The organism is Pedobacter sp. GQ55, from assembly GCF_059758925.1.
On the sequence record NZ_JCAXEI010000001.1, the window covers coordinates 919,628 to 936,715 of the forward strand.

Sequence of the window (17,088 nt, forward strand, 5' to 3'; positions counted from 1 at the left end):
ACGTATTCGTAGTAATAAAGAAAAGTAACAGTGTTGTGTGCGTTTTTTTTGTTTATTTTTATGAGCATAATCTCAATATTAAATTTTAGGTAAAACAATTTTGGCTATGAAAACAACATTTAAAAACAGCCTGATCGCACTTGTCATTATGTTCCCTATTTTTGCTCAGGCTCAAAAAACCAATACATTACAAAAAATGGCGATAACTTACCCGGAAACAAAGAAAGAAAACATAAAAGATACCTATTTTGGAACTGTAGTAGAAGATCCGTACCGTTGGCTGGAAGATGATCGTGCTGAGGATACAAAAGCATGGGTAAAAGCAGAAAATGCAGTAACCCAAAAGTACCTGGCCCAAATTCCTTACCGAAAAGCCATAAAAGAACGATTAACAAAGTTAATGAATTATGAAAAGTATTCTCAGCCATTTAAAGAAGGCGATTATACTTATTTCTATAAAAACACGGGTTTGCAAAATCAAAGCCTATTGTATCGCCAAAAGGAAGGCGGCGAGCCTGAAGTATTTCTTGATCCAAATACGTTTTCTAACGATGCAACCACCTCATTGGCAGATATCAGTTTTTCTAAAGATGGTAGTTTAGTAGCGTATCAGCTATCGGTGGGTGGTTCAGACTGGACCAGCGTTGTTGTGATGCATTCAGCCGATAAATCAATTATTGGCGATACACTGATTGACGTAAAATTCTCTGGTATAGCCTGGCAAGGCAATACAGGCTTCTATTACAGCAGCTACGACAAACCTAAAAAGGGAAGCCAGCTATCAGGCTTAACAGAACAGCACAAATTGTTTTTCCATAAACTGGGAACACCACAAAAAGACGATCAACTGGTATTTGGCGGTGCAAAAACCCCACGCAGGTATATTGGCGCAGGCTTAACAGAAGATGAACGTTATTTGATTATCTCTGCTGCTAATTCTACATCAGGCAATGAATTGTACCTAAAAGATCTTTCTGCAGCCAATTCTGCCATTATCCCTGTGGTTGATAATTTGGAACAAAACCATAGTATTATTGATAATATTGGCAGCAAGCTATACATATATACAAACCTTGACGCGCCAAATGGGCGTATCGTTACTGTCGACGCTGCCGACCCCAAACCTGCAAACTGGAAAGATCTGATTAAAGAAACAGAGAATGTATTAAGCCCATCAACCGGTGGAGGGAAGTTATTCGCTAATTACATTAAGGATGCGGTTTCTATGGTATTGCAGTATGATATGGACGGTAAACTGGAGCATGAAATTAAGTTGCCCGGGATAGGTACGGCTGTTGGCTTTGGCAGTAAAAAGAAGGAGCTGGAGCTATTTTATACCTTTACATCCTATGTTTACCCAACTACAATCTTTAGATATTCGGTAACTACAGGCCAATCGGAAGTATATAAAAAGCCGGGAATCGATTTCGATCCATCAAAATACGAATCTAAGCAGATATTCTACACATCAAAAGACGGTACTAAGGTGCCAATGATCATTACCTATAAAAAAGGAATAGTGCTAAATGGCAAAAACCCTACTGTTTTATATGGTTACGGAGGTTTTAATATCAGCTTAACTCCTGCATTTAGTACTTCTATAGTTGTTTTATTGGAGCAGGGAGGTGTGTATGCAGTCCCAAATCTGCGTGGGGGTGGCGAGTATGGTGAAAAATGGCATCTTGCAGGAACTAAATTGCAAAAGCAAAATGTATTTGACGACTTTATTGGAGCGGCAGAGTATTTGATTTCAACTAAATATACTTCTAAAGATTACCTGGCAATAATGGGTGGTTCAAATGGCGGATTGCTGGTAGGGGCTACCATGACGCAGCGACCAGAGCTGTTTAAGGTAGCATTTCCGGCTGTTGGGGTAATGGATATGTTGCGCTACCATAAATTTACGGCAGGAGCAGGCTGGAGCTATGATTACGGAACGTCGGAAGATTCAAAAGAGATGTTTGAATATTTACATAAGTATTCGCCTGTGCATGCTTTAAAAGCAGGAGGTAAATACCCTGCAACATTGGTAACCACAGCTGATCATGACGACAGGGTTGTGCCAGCGCACTCTTTTAAGTTTGCGGCAACACTGCAGGATCGGCAGGGAGGTGATGCACCGGTGCTGATCAGTATACAGACCAACGCCGGGCATGGTGCCGGTAAACCGACAGATAAGGCTATTGAAGAGATTGCTGACAAGTGGGCCTTTCTATTCTACAATATGGGATTGGGGTATAGGTAATAGATTACGTGGGTTTTTGATCCGTAGTTAAAGGGGATTTCAAAGGGATAATGTCCGGCTTATATCTGGGTGAACGGCATTTAATAAACTTCATTTTTATACACCGTCATCTGGATAGGAGAGATTTCTTGTTATGCCGGTTTGCTTCGCAGCTACTTCGTGATCAAGAGATCTTTCCTATCGCCGAGACGACGGGATGTGGTATAGCATGATTTCAGGACAACGAGTATTCTTGTGGTTTTTTGATCGAAAATTAGAGATGGCTCTGCCGGAAAACAGTTGAATGAAAAAATATTTCATTTTTTTTTAATGCATGAAATTTATTGATGCGTTAAAAGTTTTAAATGTATTTTGCTGGTTATCAGAAGGGTGAAATTTTGATGGTGAGTAAGTAATGAGGATAGGGCAGAGGAGTATTAAATATTTATTGAAAATATTTTGAAAAGGGTTTTGAGAATTGAAAACTATCTCTATCTTTGCAGTCCTAAAACAATCCTAACTGCGGAAGTGGCGTAATTGGTAGCCGCACCAGACTTAGGATCTGGCGCTTCACGGCGTGGGGGTTCGAGTCCCTTCTTCCGCACACAAAAATTCCCCCGCAACACGGGGGAATTTTTATATAAAGACGGTTATAAAAATATTGATTCAGAAAGATGAACATTACACAGGAAAAAATTAACGACTTAAACGCAGTTGTAAAAATTAAAATTGCACCTGAAGATTATACTGAAAAGGTTGATAAGACTATAAAAGAACAAGCTAAAAAAGCAAACCTTCCTGGGTTCCGTAAAGGAATGGTTCCTCCTGCTCACATCAAAAAAATGTATGGCAGAAGTATTCTTGTAGAAGAAATCAACAATTTGTTAAGTGAAACTTTAAACAAACACTTAACTGATAATAAGGTGGAAATTCTTGGTCAGCCTTTACCTGTGATGGACGATTCTAAAGAATTCAAATGGGATTATACGGACGAGTTTGAATTTGATTATGAATTAGGATTAGCACCAGCTATTGATTTAAACCTTTCTTCTAAAGATAAGTTTACTCAATATGTCGTTAAGGCCGACGAAGAAACTTTAGCTGCGCGTATCAAAAACATCCGCAAGAGCTATGGCAAAATGACAAACCCTGAAGTTTCGGCAGAAGAAGACGTACTTTATGCCGAATTAGCACAACTTTCTGCTGATGGTTCAGTTTTTGAAGGTGGCATTATACAAACAGGGTCTATTCGTTTAGATCAGGTTACTGATAAAAAGATTTTAAAATCTTTAATTGGTTTAAAAAAGGATGATGTAGTTACACTTGACGTTCAAAAAGCTTTTGATAAAAATGAGGTTATTATAGCCAAATTGTTAAACATCAGCGAAGAAGATGCCAAAGAACTACAATCTAAATTCCAGGCAACGGTTAAAAATGTAAACCGTTTAGAGGAAGCTGATTTAAATCAAGAGTTCTTTGATAAATTATTTGGTGCAGGTGAAGTAACTGATGAGGCTGGTTTTACTGCCAGAATTACAGAAGAAATCGAAAGCATGTTTAAGCAAGATGCAGATCGTAAATTACAAAACGATATGTATACTAAACTTACTGACAGTGTTAAAATTGATTTGCCAGATGAGTTTTTACGTAAATGGTTAAAAGCTACTAACGAAAAACTAACTGACGAAGAATTAGCTGAAGGTTATGATGATTTCGCTAAAAACTTGAAATGGACTTTAATCGAAAACAAATTGATTAAAGACAATAACATCGAGATTAAATACGAAGATGTTTTCCAAACAGCAAAACAACGTTTAGACGCACAATTTAGAATGTACAGCCCAGCTCCGATGCCGGAAGATCAATTGGCTCAGTACACTGCTACTTTCCTTAAAGAGAAAGACAACGCTAACCGTATTTTTGACGAAGTAAAAGCGATTAAAGTTTTCGAACACATTCAATCAGTTGCTACTTTAGACCAAAAAGAAATAGCTTATAATAAATTTATAGAATTAAAATAAGAAAGGCTGGTAACAGTAAACACAATTAATTTTATAGTTTTAAAAATAAGGCGGCTTTATTAAGGCCGCCTTATTTATATAAAAGATATTCAAATTTTACAATGCCACAATAAATTAACAATTTAGTTTAGCTACTTTGGTGGCAAATATTAGAAAATAAGAACTTATGGAACCTCCTGAGGAAGCTTCATAACTGATAAAAAGAAAAATAAGAACTTATGAAAATAGATAAAGACGAGTTTAGAAAATATGCAGTTAAACATCACCGTATAAACGGTTTAAATGTTGATCGTTTTATTGGAGCAACAAACAACTCTCCAAAAAGCATGACACCTTATATCATCGAAGAACGCCAGCTTAATGTAGCGCAAATGGACGTTTTCTCTCGTTTGATGATGGATAGGATTATCTTTTTAGGTGATGCTATTTATGACGGAAATGCAAACATTATACAAGCTCAATTGTTGTTTTTACAGTCGACAGATAACAACAGAGATATTCAAATTTATATCAATTCACCAGGTGGTTCAGTTTATGCCGGTTTAGGTATATATGATACCATGCAGTACATCACACCTGATGTGGCTACAATTTGTACCGGTATGGCGGCTTCAATGGGAGCGGTTTTATTGGTAGCAGGAGCTAAAGGGAAACGTGCGGCATTACCTCACTCACGTGTAATGATTCACCAGCCTTCTGGTGGTGCTCAGGGTGTGGCTTCTGATATGGAGATCAACCTTAGGGAGATGCTAAAATTAAAAAAGGAACTGTACGATATCATTTCTAATCATTCCGGACAATCTTATGAGTGGGTAGAAAAAGCTTCTGACCGTGATTACTGGATGAAAGCTGAGGAAGCAAAAGGTTTTGGAATGATTGATGAAGTGCTGGTTGCCAGTAGTAAGAAAGATTAAAAATGGCTAAACAAAATAAAGAATCACGTTGCTCTTTTTGTGGCTCAGGTAAGCAGGATACTTTAATGCTTATCGAAGGACTTGATGCATACATTTGTGATAAATGTGTTGCTCAGGCGAATCAGCTTCTGGTGCAGGAGTTGGGCAGCAAAAAAGGTAAAGCTTTAGATCCTTCGATCACCTTATTAAAACCACAGGAAATTAAAGCACATATTGATCAATATGTTATTGGTCAGGATGATGCAAAAAAAGTACTTTCTGTGGCAGTGTATAACCACTATAAAAGGTTGAGTCAGAAGATTGATAAAGCCGACGAGATTGAGATTGAAAAATCCAACATCATGCTGGTAGGTGAAACCGGGACAGGTAAAACTTTACTGGCTAAAACCATTGCAAAAATATTGCATGTGCCTTTTTGTATATGTGATGCAACGGTGCTAACCGAGGCTGGTTATGTGGGAGAGGATGTTGAAAGTATATTAACACGTTTATTGCAGGCTGCTGATTATGATGTGGCTTCGGCAGAACGTGGTATCGTTTATATCGATGAGGTTGATAAGGTGGCACGTAAAAGTGATAACCCTTCAATCACCAGAGATGTATCTGGAGAAGGTGTACAGCAGGCCCTGTTAAAAATTTTAGAAGGAACTGTAGTAAACGTTCCGCCTCAGGGTGGTCGTAAGCACCCTGATCAGAAGATGATCCCTGTAAACACGAATAACATCTTGTTTATTTGCGGGGGTGCATTTGACGGTATTGAACGTAAAATAGCAAACAGATTGCGTACGCAAGCTGTAGGTTATAAGGTTAAAAAGGATGACGAAGAGTTGGATCTTAAAAACCTGTACAAATATATCACTCCTCAGGATTTAAAATCGTTTGGATTAATACCAGAGCTGATTGGTCGTGTGCCGGTTTTAACACACCTTAACCCATTAGATAAGCAGGCTTTACGCAACATACTTACCGAGCCTAAGAACTCATTGTTGCGTCAGTATGTGAAACTGTTTGAATATGAGAATGTAAAGCTCGTATTTGAAGATGAGGTTTTAGATTTCATTGTGGATAAGGCAATGGAGTATAAACTTGGTGCAAGGGGCCTACGCTCCATTTGCGAAGCGATTATGCTTGATGCGATGTTTGAAATACCATCGGACGCGAGCGTCCAGGAATTGAGTATTTCACTCGACTACGCCGTGGAGAAATTTGAGAAAGCCGACTTTAAAAAGTTAAAAGCTGCTTAGAAATTCAAATCCCCGGTTTTACCGGGGATTTTTTTTTAACTTGTTATTTAGGTAAGCGGCTTGTTATACCAGGATTTGAGCATTGGAAATGCAAAGAGATAGTAATGAGGTAGTCGTGAATTCGTCGTCTCGACATCAGGAGAGGTGACGAAACGGTTACAAGATTCAGGAAGACGGAGCACGAAGGATGATGACCAGCTTGGACTTAAATGAATAGCAGAAGTTTAGCATAAAGCTCAAAAAAGAATAATAAAGAAAGGATAAATATATGAACGAAGAAAAAGACGTAAAAAAAGATGAAAAAGTAGTAGCGAAAGCAAAAAAAACTAAAGAAGTTGAATCTCCTGTAAAAGGTGGTTTAAAATCTAAATCAGAGATTGTTAAGAATTGGTTGCCAAGATATACCGGCAGGCCATTAGAAGAATTTGGAGAATATATACTGCTAACCAATTTTAGTAAATATGTGCAAATGTTCTCTGAGTGGAACGGCAATGCCCCTATTTTAGGATTAGACAAGCCGATGCAAAGTGTAACTGCAAATGGTATTACCATCATCAACTTTGGTATGGGAAGCCCAATGGCGGCCACTATGATGGATTTGCTCACCGCAATTTCTCCTAAAGCTGTTTTGTTTTTAGGCAAATGCGGAGGGTTAAAAAAGAAAAACCAACTTGGTGATTTAATTTTACCTATAGCGGCTATAAGAGGCGAGGGGACATCAAACGATTACCTGCCTGCAGAAGTACCGGCATTACCTGCCTTCGCTTTGCAGAAAGCAATATCAACAACAATAAGAGATCACTCAAGAGATTATTGGACAGGAACTTGCTATACCACCAACCGCAGGGTTTGGGAGCACGACAAGAACTTTAAAAAATACCTGAAAGGTCTACGTGCCATGGCAGTAGATATGGAAACGGCAACTATTTTTACCACAGGATTTGCCAATAAAATACCTACCGGAGCTTTACTACTGGTGTCAGATCAGCCAATGATTCCTGAAGGCGTAAAAACTGCCGAAAGCGACAGCAGTGTAACCACCAATTACGTGGAGACTCATTTAAGAATAGGGGTGGATTCGCTAATGCAACTAATTAATAACGGGCTTACAGTTAAGCACCTTCATTTTTAGTCACCATCAGCACTTTTGGGCGAATCGAATTCAATCAGCGTTCCGCCAAAGTGACTGACTTCAGCCCAGTTATCTGTAGGAAATTCTATCATTACAATTCCACAGGTAGGGATATTATAGATACTCGCATCACTTAAGTAGTTTGCAAAATCTGTAAATCCCGGGTTGTGCCCAAATATGGCTACTCTGTTATATTTATTATTAAGCTTGTTTACTACCTTTAAAAGGGTGTTTACATCAGCCTCATAAATAGCAGTTTCTTCTTTTATCTGATCAGGAGATTTATGCCAAACCTGCGAGAAATGTTTAGCGGTAGTAATTGCTCTTAAAGCAGGGCTGCTTACCAATAATTGCGGAACAAGGTCTTTTTGAAGTATTCTTGCCGCCATTTCTGGTGCGTTTCTGTGTCCCCTTGGATTTAATGGCCTGTCGAAATCTGAAAGATGGGAATTAGCCCAGTCTGATTTACCGTGTCTTACTAATAGCAATTGCTTCATATAAGCGTTCTTATGAGTTTATAAAACTAACAATCTTATCGGTATGAATGTTTTTCATACATTTAAAATGTCCCAATGGACATTTCTCTAAACCAAACTTTGAACACGGCCTACAGGCCAGGTCTTCTCCGACAATTAATGATTGTGATATTTTATAAGGATGCACCCCTAGCAGATCAGGTGTGGTACCACCCCATACAGATGCCAATGGTTTGTCAAAGGCTTCTGAAATATGTGTTAGCCCGGTATCAAATCCAATTACTTTATGGGCCTTAGAGATCAGAAAAACAGATTGATCCAGATTTGTAATCCCACATGTACTGTATACATTATCGCCGGTAGCCTCCTTAATGATATCGGCATTCTCTTTTACATCATTACCTCCCAATAAAACCACCGGAAGATTTATTTGATTGCATATTTCTATGATCTTATCATTAGGCAACCTTTTGGTAAAATGAGTCGCTCCGATAACAAATGCAATGAATTTTTCCTGGTGAGATGGAGGTAGAAATTCCGACAGATGATATGCTTTAGAGATATAATAATCAATAGGTTTATCATCATTTTTAACACCAAGAAACTTCACGGTTTCAAGGTATCTGTCTACCAGATGTTTTCCAGAAATGAGTTTATTCCATTTGAATTTTAATGCCAGCCATTTGCTTATTCTATCTTTTTTATAAGTAGAACAGGGCAGTCCGGTTTTGAATTTGATAATAGAAGTACGCAGGTTATTGTGCAGGTCTATTATCAGGTCAAAATTCTCGGCTTTAATATCTTTAATGGTATCAGATAGCTTTGGTTTAAGCGTATGAAGCTTAGTTAAATAGGGGTTGTTCTGGTAAATGTATTTGAATGCGGATTTGGTAAGGAAATGTATTTCGCAATCAGGTAATTGTTCTTTAAGGCACCTCACTATCGGGGTTGTGTAAATGATATCCCCCATGGAACTAAACCTTATTACAATAATCTTTTTAGGTGTTTTCAAATCAATAATTGCTTATTGTGAACCTTTTATTTTTTCTATAATACTTGTTGATGAATAACCAGGCAGGAAGTTAAGTACTTTAACCTCGCCTCCGTTAGCAATTGTTTCTTTTGCACCCACAATATTATCGAGGTTGTAATCTCCACCTTTAACCAATACATCAGGTTGAACTGCATTAATTAAAGCAAGTGGGGTGTCTTCACTGAAAAGGACAACAGCATCAACAAAAAACATAGATGCAATAAGTTGCGTGCGACTAAACTCATTATTTATTGGCCTGTTCTCGCCTTTCAGCTTGCATACAGAATTATCGGTATTTAAACCAACAACAAGTACATCTCCCAAATCGGCAGCTTCGCCAAGGTAAGCGATATGACCAGGGTGTATGATATCAAAACAACCATTTGTAAATACTATTTTTTTACCTTCAGCTTTCCACTTACGGGACTTATCAATTAGCGCATTTCTGGATACTATTTTTTGTACAAGAACCTGTTTTGAATCTTTTGCCATAATTAATAGGATTGATCTACTGCGGTGCAAAGAATGTGCCCAATCAGGATATGCATTTCCTGTATTCTGGCAGTATTGTCTTCAGGGATTACAATATTTATATCGCAAAGTCCATTCATCTGGCCACCGTCTCTGCCAGAGAGGCCTAGTGTTTTACAACCAATTTCTTTTGCTGCTTTTAAGGCGTTTATAATGTTTGCGCTGTTGCCACTTGTAGATATCGCAATAAATAAATCTGAAGGATGGGCTAGCGCGTGCAACTGGCGTTCAAATACGCTATGGTAACCATAATCATTGCTTATTGCGGTTAGTGCCGAAGTATCAACTGTAAGCGCAATTGCAGGTAGTGCCTTACGCTCTTTAACAAACCTACCGGTAAGTTCTGCAGCAATATGCTGTGCATCGGCAGCGCTTCCCCCATTTCCTGCCAACAGTACTTTAGCACCCGAAAGCAGGGTCTCGGTAATTAGTTTACAGCTGCTCTCTATTTGAGGTACAAGGTTCGAAATGACTTTCTCAATGGTTAGCTTATGATGATTTAATTCGTCTAATACCATGAATGTTAATTGGTTTTTAAAGATGCAATGATTTCTTCAATGCTGGTAGTTGCACTGCCAATATGTTTGATCACAATTGATGCCGCGTAATTGGCAATAGTTGCCGCTTCTTCAACACTAAAGCCTAATGAAAGGCAATACGCTAAAGTGGCTATTACGGTATCGCCGGCTCCGGTTACATCATAAACTTCGGTGGCGGCAACAGGTATGATTTTATAATCTTCTTTAGTGATAATCGCAATTCCTGCTTCCGAAAGTGTTACAATCAGATAGGTCGCCTTTGTGGCATCCAGAATCACATGGGCTGCTTTAATTAAATCCTCATCAGAATTGATCTTTTCGGCTTTGGCGGCTTCTGCCAGTTCCTTCTTGTTCGGCTTAATAAGAAAAGCACCTTCATATTTACTATAATCCATTCCTTTTGGATCTACAAGGGTCTTTTTACCAAGCGACTGGCAGTAATCAATGATTCTTAAGGATAGGGTTGGGGTAAGTAAGCCCTTATTGTAATCTGAAAGGACTACAATGTCTGCTTTTTCAATATAGGGGGTAATGAAAGCAAAAAAAGATTCTTCCAGTTCAACAGAGATGTTGTGGATATCCTCTTTGTCTATTCTCACAATTTGATGATTGCCAGCAATAACCCGTGTTTTTACGGTAGTTACCCTGCTGTCATCTTTTAAAATCAATCGAATATCTATGCCTTTTGTTGTTAAAATCTCTATTACATCGGCCGCAAACAGATCATTGCCAACAATTCCGGCAAGATGAACTTTAGCGCCAAGATCAATCAGGTTGCTGGCGACGTTTGCTGCACCACCAATAATTTTTGATTCTCTATGGGCATTTAGAATTGGTACTGGTGCTTCCGGTGATAATCTGGTGGCCGATCCGAAGATGTAGTGATCTAACATGAGATCGCCTATAACTAATATATCCGGAACGGGATTATTGTGATGTGCATTATGTAGTTTTTCTTTTAGCATGCTCTATTATAGGTCAAAGGTAAGCATAATGGCTTTTATAATGATTAAATATTGTTGATCCTGTTTTTAAAATGATCTGCTATTTCATTTACAGAATAACTATTTAAGCATTGTTTAGCCTCCAGGCCTCCTTTTCTGCCAACTAACACGCCGTACTTCATGTCATGGAAACCCTCTGTTCTGTGGGCATCCGGATTTATAGACAAAATAACGCCTTTTTCAAGCGCATAGCGATGCCAGCGCCAATCCAGATCTAAGCGCAATGGGTTTGCGTTGATTTCTATAACTACCTTATTTGCAGCACATGCATCAATTACTTTGGCATAATCTATTGGGTAACCTTTTCTGCTAAGCAATAGTCTGCCGGTAGGGTGTCCTAATATGGTAGTATATGGGTTTTCTATCGCTTTTATTAATCTTGAAGTAGCTTTTTCTTCGTCCATACGCAGGATGCTGTGTACAGATGCGACTACAAAATCAAAAGTTTTAAGGATGTCGTCGCTATAATCCAATGAACCATCAAAAAGGATGTCGCTTTCTATTCCTTTAAATATTTTAAATGGAGCAAGTTTGGCATTTAGTGCATCAATTTCCTGATGCTGTGCATAAACGCGTTGTTCGTTTAAGCCATTGGCATAAAATGCAGATTTTGAGTGATCGCAAATTCCCAGGTATTCTAATTGCAGGTTGTCTTTACAATAAAGCGCCATCTGTTCCAGGGTATGCACTCCATCACTCCAGGTAGAGTGGTTATGTAAACTTCCTTTTAGGTCATTGTAGGTAATTAACTGAGGCAGTTTGTTTGCCTTTGCCAATTCTATTTCATTTAATCCCTCCCTAAGTTCCGGTTCCACAAATGCTAAACCAGCTTTTTGATAAATAGATTGTTCATCATCAAAGGGACCGTTACCTGCTAAAGCTAAAACATCGGCAACGTGTTTTTCATTGCCGGTTAATTTAAACCAGTTGAGGTAGAAATCGTGTTTGGCTACCACGTAAAGTTTGATTTTAAGACCTGTAGGGCTGTGTGCTATAAGTGCATCATCGTCCTGCGCTTCAAATTGTAAAGGTTCAAATTCTGATATTCTTGTCACTATTTCATCGATGTGCTCGGCACCAATTACGAGTTCTATTTCTTCGATAATTTCCAGACAGCGGCGGTATGCTCCGGCAACGCCTAAAAGGGGCTCTCCACTGATGCTTCTAAGCCAGATGGCAAGGTCTGCAAATACTGTGTTAACAAATCCTTCTGCCTGGGCATACAGGAACTTGCCATGCGCTGCCATCTGAAATTCAATTACTTTCTTGATCTCTTCCTGTGTTTTCAGACCAAAGCCTTTTGCTTCAATAAGTCGGTTTTCATTACAAGCGTAATAAAGCTCACCAATGTTTTCGATAGCGAGATCTTTCCAGATAACTGATATTTTTTTAGGGCCAATACCTTTAATGCCAAGCATTTCTACAATTCCTTCGGGTGTTTCGGTCAGGATAGTCTGAAGTTCAACCATAGATCCTGTCTGCAGCAACTCCCATACTTTTGCCGATATACTTTTGCCAAGGCCATCTATGAGTGCAATTTCTTCGAGTGTTTTATCTTTAATGGCAAATGGTAGTTTATCTACTTTAAAAGCAGCATTAGCTACTGATTTTATTTTAAACGGGTTTTCATTATGTAGTTCCATCAATTGAGACAGGAGACGGAGGGTACGGGCGATAGTTTTGTTTTCCATTGAGCTATTTTTAGGATGATTCCATCGTTGCTAAATTAAATAAAAACGCTCGGTTTTTTGATTAATCTATTATTGGCATGGTTTTTTTACCTTATGTAGCTATGAGACAATTCAATATTTTAAGTGTTTTTTTGCTGGCGCTGGTTTTGGGCTGCAATGGACCGAATAAAAAGGCGACAGAAGAGGACAAAGAGGCCCGTCTTCCTGCCGGTGCATTTCCTGAATATTCGGGAGATCTGATGATTGTTCCGGGTAAGTCGATCGACAAAGTGTTTTTAGGGCAGGACATGCAGGAGGTTTTTAAGATTTTAGGGAACCCAAATGATGGTGATGCTGCGATGGGAAAGGCGTGGGGGATCTGGTATCTTAGAGATTCAACTGATGCCAAAAAAGGGGCGTTGTCTGTTTATTCTTCTTACAAGGATAGCACGATGGTTACCAAAGATGTAAAGCAGATTGTGGTGAGTGCTTCGAATTACAGGACTGATAAGGGTTTAAGGATTGGAGTATCTCTGGATGAGATAAAGGCAGTTTTCCCAAATGTAAAAAAGGCAGAAGTTTATGTGAGTACTGTTAAGAAAGATACTTTGATTGTTTATGATGCAGAGGATGAAGGAATTGCTTTTGATGTAAGGAATAAAGGAGATCATTTTTTTACTACAGCTATTACAGTACACCCTAAAAAAGTACCAGTAAATAGTACATATTTAACGATACATCCGGGTTGGAATAAGGTTCAGTGATTTTTTGATCGTCATTATGAAACGAATTATCAATGACAGATTGTTTAAAGCTGCCGTCATCTCCTATTGTCGAGAGATGACGGTGTATTCTAAAGTATGGCGGCGTGTTCTAAATAATAAAAGTAAAGATCTTTTAATTTACTTTTATTTCAAATGGCATACGTGTTTGTACGCCTGATTTTGAAATAGCTGATTTTATTTGCTGATAAATTGGATAGCTATCGCCAAGCTCTTGCTTAGCATAATATGTTTTTACTTTATCTGTGCTGCTTTCCATAAATGACTTCAATGGGCTTATCATTTCAGGATATTCGACTACTCTGTACTCTTTCACTTTTGCTTTTTTTGCTGCAGAAACAATTGCATCATTAAAGCTTCCGGTTCTATCTGCAAGTCCTATTTTTACCGCATCTGTACCTATCCAAACACGACCACCTCCAATACTATCAATATATGCTTTAGACTTTTTACGTCCTTCGGATACATGAGTAATAAAGGTATCGTAGACTCTGTTTACATCAGTTTGGATAATTAATCTTTCGCCATCAGTTAGAGGGCGGTTTGTACTCATGATATCGGCATACTTTCCGGTTTTAACACCGTCAAATGTAATCCCTAGTTTGGAGTTCAGTAATTTCTGGAAATTAGGGATTACCCCAAATACGCCAATAGAACCCGTGATTGTGTTCGGCTGTACAAAAATTGAATCTGCTGCACAAGCAATATAATAACCTCCGGATGCTGCCACATCACCAAATGAAGCAATTACCGGTTTAACTTTTTTGGTAAGAATAATTTCCCTCCAGATCACATCAGAGGCAAGTGCGCTGCCGCCTGGCGAGTTTACTCTCAATACTATAGCTTTGATGCTCGAATCTAATCTGGCCTTTCTAATGGTTCTGGAAAGGCGCTCAGAACCAATCTGTGCATTAGAACCTTCTCCACCAACAATATCTCCGTCAGCATAAATTACAGCTACTTTGTTTTTGCCGCTTTCACTTTTATCAGCGTTTATATTTTTGGCATAATCGTTTATAGTTATGCTGCTGATATTGCTTTTCTTGTCTTTACCACTTAAAGACTTAAGCTCATCAAGAATTTCATCTTTAAATTTAAGCCCATCAATCAGCTTATAAGCAAGTGCATCTTTTGGCTGCTGAATTTTATAATCATCCGCAATCTGATGTAAGGTTGGGGTACTGATGTGTCTGCTTTCTGCGATTCCGTCAAGAAATGTATTGTACATTCCGGTTAAATAAGCAGTAACCTGTTCACGGTTTTTATCACTCATTTTGTCGGTAATAAATGGCTCAATTGCACTCTTATAAGAACCTACTCTTATAATTTGTGCCTCGATACCTAATTTATCCAGTGCTCCTTTAAAGAACATGACCTGAGAGCTTAAACCTTTAAATTCAAGGGCACCTTCAGGGTTCAGATAAACTTTATCGGCCACAGAGGCCAGGTAATAAGCACTCTGAGTATAAACCTCGCTATAAGCTATAATTTTCTTTTTACTGGTTTTGAAATCTATTAAAGCATTTCTTACCTCGCGCAATGTTGCAAAGCCCGCATTTGGAGAGGTAACATTCAGATAAATGCATTTGATATCATCGTCTGTTTTTGCTTTTTTAAGAGATTTAAGGATATCATTAAATCCTATACTTTTCTCGCCATCGCCCCCTACAATTGGTAGATTTGAAAAAGTATCATCTGGAGTTCGCTCTTTAATTGCCTGATCCATATTTAAATAAAGTACAGAATTGCTGCTTACGCTAACAGTTTTATCACTCTCGAGAGACGAAACAACACCAACAATAACTACTACAAATAACAGGGTAAAAAGGACAAGTGAAATGATGACTCCAACAACGGTTGCAAAAACATACTTGAAAAATTCTCTCATGTGGTGGTTTAATATTTATTTTGTAAATATAAGTAAAAAAATAGCCTGAGGCTTTTATATGATATTGGATACTAAAAAAGTTTATTTGTTACTGGGTAGCAACCTTGGCGATAGGGAACAGTTGATTGAAGATGCCATTAAACAAATTGCTAATGAAATAGGAGAGGTGTTTATAAGATCGTCAGTTTACGAGACTGAGGCCTGGGGCAATGAAGATCAGCCTTCTTTTTTGAATACTGCATTAGGTGTTGAAACTAAACTCACACCCACTGAGGTGCTAAATAAGGCCCTGGAAATTGAATTGGAACTGGGAAGAATCAGGCATGAAAAATGGGGTTCTCGCTTAATCGATATTGATCTTATTTTTTATGATGACATTGTGGTAGATATGGCGGCCGAATTACAAATACCTCACCCGCAGATGCAATTCAGAAAGTTTGTTTTAGAGCCTTTGGCCGAGATAGCGCCTGATTATGTGCATCCGGTTTTAAAAATGACTGTTCGCGAAATATTAGAAAGATTACGTGATAATTTATCTGTATCTAAAATTTAATTATATTTTTGTTCCAATGATTAACGTAAATAAAAATGATGAGCCTTTAGATCTTTCTTACTTAAGAGAGATGTCTGCAGATAATGCGGAGTTTATCATAGAGATGATAGATCTTTTTAAAGTTCAAACACCAGTATATCTTTCTGAGCTTGAAAGTGCCGTAGCTGATAGAAACTGGCCATTGGTATCAACCTGTGCGCATAGAATGAAACCTACCTTTGCTTATATTGGAAGGGAAGATGCTAAACTGCACATGCAGATGATTGAACATAATGCCCGCGAGCTTATTGATGTGGAAGCATTGCCTCAGGCATTTGCTGAAATTGCTGAGTTTGTGCCCATCTTATACAAACAGTTAGATCGTGCAAAAGCAGATCTTGAAAAAGATCTTTAAGCTGCAGGGATACGCCTGAAATGTAAAATTGACAATCCGATATACAACACCAGTATAAAAGGAACCGCTGCAAATTTTAGAAAAGGCAGCAGCAGTGCTGATATGATCAGAAAAATATACTTTATTTTATTCTGAGCCCAGCTTGTTGAACTGAATTTTAAAGAGAAGATTCTAATCTCACTTACCAGTAACCAGCTTAATAGTGCCGTTAATCCAATAAGAAGCAAGGTAGAATTGATAACCGAGGGATAGTCTTTTTGAATAAATGGCAGAGAAACTATAAACAAGGTATTCATTGGAGTATTTAAACCGATGAAATCTTCCGTTTGCCTGGTGTCGTTATTAAATTTCGCTAATCTTAGTGCAGAGAATACCGTAATAATAAAGGCCAGATAAGGCAGGTAGGGTGATGCGTAGTCACTTTGCGAAAGTAGTTGATACATTACCACTCCCGGCAGGAAACCGAAGCTCACCATGTCGGCCAAAGAATCCAGATCCTTTCCGATGTTTGATTTTACGCTTAGTAATCTGGCAGCAAAGCCATCAAAGAAATCAAAGATTCCGGACAGCAGCACAAAGTATGCTGCTGTCTCCAGAGCTCCGTTAAAAGCATAAACTATTCCGATGCAACCTGAGAACAGATTTGCACAGGTAATTGCATTAGGGATATGCTTCTTAATCAT

The 17,088-nt window shown here is 38.4% G+C and carries 16 protein-coding genes and 1 tRNA gene; 9 read left to right on the forward strand and 8 right to left on the reverse strand.

Translation table 11 applies throughout. The annotated features are described in order from the left end of the window. The first annotated feature begins 106 nt into the window (after positions 1 to 106). The 6 genes from AC6CH7_RS03780 to AC6CH7_RS03805 all read left to right on the forward strand — a co-directional run bounded on the left by AC6CH7_RS03780 (position 107) and on the right by AC6CH7_RS03805 (position 7,535). Complete coding sequence (locus AC6CH7_RS03780; RefSeq protein ID WP_498261413.1) at positions 107 to 2,245, forward strand: prolyl oligopeptidase family serine peptidase; 2,139 nt, start codon at positions 107 to 109, stop codon at positions 2,243 to 2,245. Positions 2,246 to 2,746: 501 nt separating this feature from the next. Further along, positions 2,747 to 2,828: transfer RNA gene (locus tag AC6CH7_RS03785), tRNA-Leu, on the forward strand. 70 nt (positions 2,829 to 2,898) lie between these two features. Further along, positions 2,899 to 4,245: a trigger factor gene (gene tig / locus AC6CH7_RS03790; protein WP_498261414.1), complete on the forward strand. Its 1,347-nt coding sequence runs from the start codon at positions 2,899 to 2,901 to the stop codon at positions 4,243 to 4,245. A 218-nt stretch (positions 4,246 to 4,463) separates the two neighbouring features. Next, positions 4,464 to 5,159, forward strand: coding sequence for an ATP-dependent Clp endopeptidase proteolytic subunit ClpP (clpP, locus tag AC6CH7_RS03795; RefSeq protein ID WP_068890234.1), 696 nt, complete (start codon positions 4,464 to 4,466; stop codon positions 5,157 to 5,159). A gap of 2 nt (positions 5,160 to 5,161) precedes the next feature. Beyond that, positions 5,162 to 6,403, forward strand: a complete 1,242-nt coding sequence (clpX, locus tag AC6CH7_RS03800; protein WP_172660614.1) for an ATP-dependent Clp protease ATP-binding subunit ClpX — start codon at positions 5,162 to 5,164, stop codon at positions 6,401 to 6,403. 268 nt (positions 6,404 to 6,671) lie between these two features. After that, positions 6,672 to 7,535 (forward strand): AMP nucleosidase, encoded by an 864-nt coding sequence (locus tag AC6CH7_RS03805; protein ID WP_498261415.1) that lies wholly within the window; start codon positions 6,672 to 6,674, stop codon positions 7,533 to 7,535. On the opposite strand, the gene AC6CH7_RS03810 is transcribed toward AC6CH7_RS03805, so the two are convergent. From AC6CH7_RS03810 to AC6CH7_RS03835, 6 genes are read right to left on the reverse strand one after another with little or no spacing between them, the layout of a single operon-like run. Continuing rightward, positions 7,532 to 8,032 (reverse strand): SixA phosphatase family protein, encoded by a 501-nt coding sequence (locus AC6CH7_RS03810; RefSeq protein WP_294874169.1) that lies wholly within the window; start codon positions 8,030 to 8,032, stop codon positions 7,532 to 7,534. The two genes, AC6CH7_RS03805 and AC6CH7_RS03810, sit on opposite strands and share 4 nt — an antisense overlap. A gap of 10 nt (positions 8,033 to 8,042) precedes the next feature. Further along, entirely contained in the window at positions 8,043 to 9,023 is a 981-nt protein-coding gene (locus AC6CH7_RS03815) for a glycosyltransferase family 9 protein (RefSeq protein WP_498261416.1), read from the reverse strand. A 12-nt stretch (positions 9,024 to 9,035) separates the two neighbouring features. Then, positions 9,036 to 9,536, reverse strand: a complete 501-nt coding sequence (gene rfaE2, locus AC6CH7_RS03820) for a D-glycero-beta-D-manno-heptose 1-phosphate adenylyltransferase (RefSeq protein WP_498261417.1) — start codon at positions 9,534 to 9,536, stop codon at positions 9,036 to 9,038. Positions 9,537 to 9,538: 2 nt separating this feature from the next. Continuing rightward, a complete protein-coding gene (locus AC6CH7_RS03825) occupies positions 9,539 to 10,093 on the reverse strand; it encodes a D-sedoheptulose 7-phosphate isomerase (protein ID WP_498261418.1) in 555 nt (184 codons plus the stop codon). A 5-nt stretch (positions 10,094 to 10,098) separates the two neighbouring features. Beyond that, complete coding sequence (rfaE1, locus tag AC6CH7_RS03830; protein ID WP_498261419.1) at positions 10,099 to 11,079, reverse strand: D-glycero-beta-D-manno-heptose-7-phosphate kinase; 981 nt, start codon at positions 11,077 to 11,079, stop codon at positions 10,099 to 10,101. 44 nt (positions 11,080 to 11,123) lie between these two features. Then, the gene (locus AC6CH7_RS03835) at positions 11,124 to 12,809 is read right to left on the reverse strand and encodes a DNA polymerase/3'-5' exonuclease PolX (protein WP_498261420.1); all 1,686 of its coding nucleotides are present in this window, start codon (positions 12,807 to 12,809) and stop codon (positions 11,124 to 11,126) included. Positions 12,810 to 12,910: 101 nt separating this feature from the next. On the opposite strand from AC6CH7_RS03835, the gene AC6CH7_RS03840 reads away from it, so the two are divergent. Beyond that, on the forward strand, positions 12,911 to 13,552 hold the full coding sequence (locus tag AC6CH7_RS03840; protein WP_498261421.1) for a hypothetical protein: 642 nt from the start codon (positions 12,911 to 12,913) through the stop codon (positions 13,550 to 13,552). A 133-nt stretch (positions 13,553 to 13,685) separates the two neighbouring features. Here AC6CH7_RS03840 and sppA read toward each other — a convergent pair whose 3' ends face one another. Next, entirely contained in the window at positions 13,686 to 15,458 is a 1,773-nt protein-coding gene (sppA, locus tag AC6CH7_RS03845) for a signal peptide peptidase SppA (protein ID WP_498261422.1), read from the reverse strand. A gap of 58 nt (positions 15,459 to 15,516) precedes the next feature. Here sppA and folK point away from each other — a divergent pair, with 58 nt between their 5' ends. Together folK and AC6CH7_RS03855 are read left to right on the forward strand one after the other, a co-directional pair. Further along, positions 15,517 to 16,011, forward strand: coding sequence for a 2-amino-4-hydroxy-6-hydroxymethyldihydropteridine diphosphokinase (gene folK, locus AC6CH7_RS03850; protein ID WP_498261423.1), 495 nt, complete (start codon positions 15,517 to 15,519; stop codon positions 16,009 to 16,011). 16 nt (positions 16,012 to 16,027) lie between these two features. Continuing rightward, positions 16,028 to 16,405: an Hpt domain-containing protein gene (locus AC6CH7_RS03855; RefSeq protein WP_498261424.1), complete on the forward strand. Its 378-nt coding sequence runs from the start codon at positions 16,028 to 16,030 to the stop codon at positions 16,403 to 16,405. Here the strand turns inward: AC6CH7_RS03855 and pssA are convergent. Next, positions 16,402 to 17,088 carry a CDP-diacylglycerol--serine O-phosphatidyltransferase gene (gene pssA, locus AC6CH7_RS03860; RefSeq protein ID WP_498261425.1) on the reverse strand — a complete coding sequence of 229 codons (687 nt, stop codon included), beginning with the start codon at positions 17,086 to 17,088 and terminating at the stop codon, positions 16,402 to 16,404. The two genes, AC6CH7_RS03855 and pssA, sit on opposite strands and share 4 nt — an antisense overlap.

Excerpts from the sequence above, each read along its gene's own strand:
- AC6CH7_RS03780 (WP_498261413.1), top strand. The coding sequence starts at position 107 with ATGAAAACAACATTTAAAAACAGCCTGATCGCACTTGTCATTATGTTC.
- tig (WP_498261414.1), top strand. The coding sequence starts at position 2,899 with ATGAACATTACACAGGAAAAAATTAACGACTTAAACGCAGTTGTAAAA.
- clpP (WP_068890234.1), top strand. The coding sequence starts at position 4,464 with ATGAAAATAGATAAAGACGAGTTTAGAAAATATGCAGTTAAACATCAC.
- clpX (WP_172660614.1), top strand. The coding sequence starts at position 5,162 with ATGGCTAAACAAAATAAAGAATCACGTTGCTCTTTTTGTGGCTCAGGT.
- AC6CH7_RS03805 (WP_498261415.1), top strand. The coding sequence starts at position 6,672 with ATGAACGAAGAAAAAGACGTAAAAAAAGATGAAAAAGTAGTAGCGAAA.
- AC6CH7_RS03810 (WP_294874169.1), bottom strand. The coding sequence starts at position 8,032 with ATGAAGCAATTGCTATTAGTAAGACACGGTAAATCAGACTGGGCTAAT.
- rfaE2 (WP_498261417.1), bottom strand. The coding sequence starts at position 9,536 with ATGGCAAAAGATTCAAAACAGGTTCTTGTACAAAAAATAGTATCCAGA.
- AC6CH7_RS03825 (WP_498261418.1), bottom strand. The coding sequence starts at position 10,093 with ATGGTATTAGACGAATTAAATCATCATAAGCTAACCATTGAGAAAGTC.
- rfaE1 (WP_498261419.1), bottom strand. The coding sequence starts at position 11,079 with ATGCTAAAAGAAAAACTACATAATGCACATCACAATAATCCCGTTCCG.
- AC6CH7_RS03835 (WP_498261420.1), bottom strand. The coding sequence starts at position 12,809 with ATGGAAAACAAAACTATCGCCCGTACCCTCCGTCTCCTGTCTCAATTG.
- AC6CH7_RS03840 (WP_498261421.1), top strand. The coding sequence starts at position 12,911 with ATGAGACAATTCAATATTTTAAGTGTTTTTTTGCTGGCGCTGGTTTTG.
- sppA (WP_498261422.1), bottom strand. The coding sequence starts at position 15,458 with ATGAGAGAATTTTTCAAGTATGTTTTTGCAACCGTTGTTGGAGTCATC.
- folK (WP_498261423.1), top strand. The coding sequence starts at position 15,517 with ATGATATTGGATACTAAAAAAGTTTATTTGTTACTGGGTAGCAACCTT.
- AC6CH7_RS03855 (WP_498261424.1), top strand. The coding sequence starts at position 16,028 with ATGATTAACGTAAATAAAAATGATGAGCCTTTAGATCTTTCTTACTTA.
- pssA (WP_498261425.1), bottom strand. The coding sequence starts at position 17,088 with ATGATTAAGAAGCATATCCCTAATGCAATTACCTGTGCAAATCTGTTC.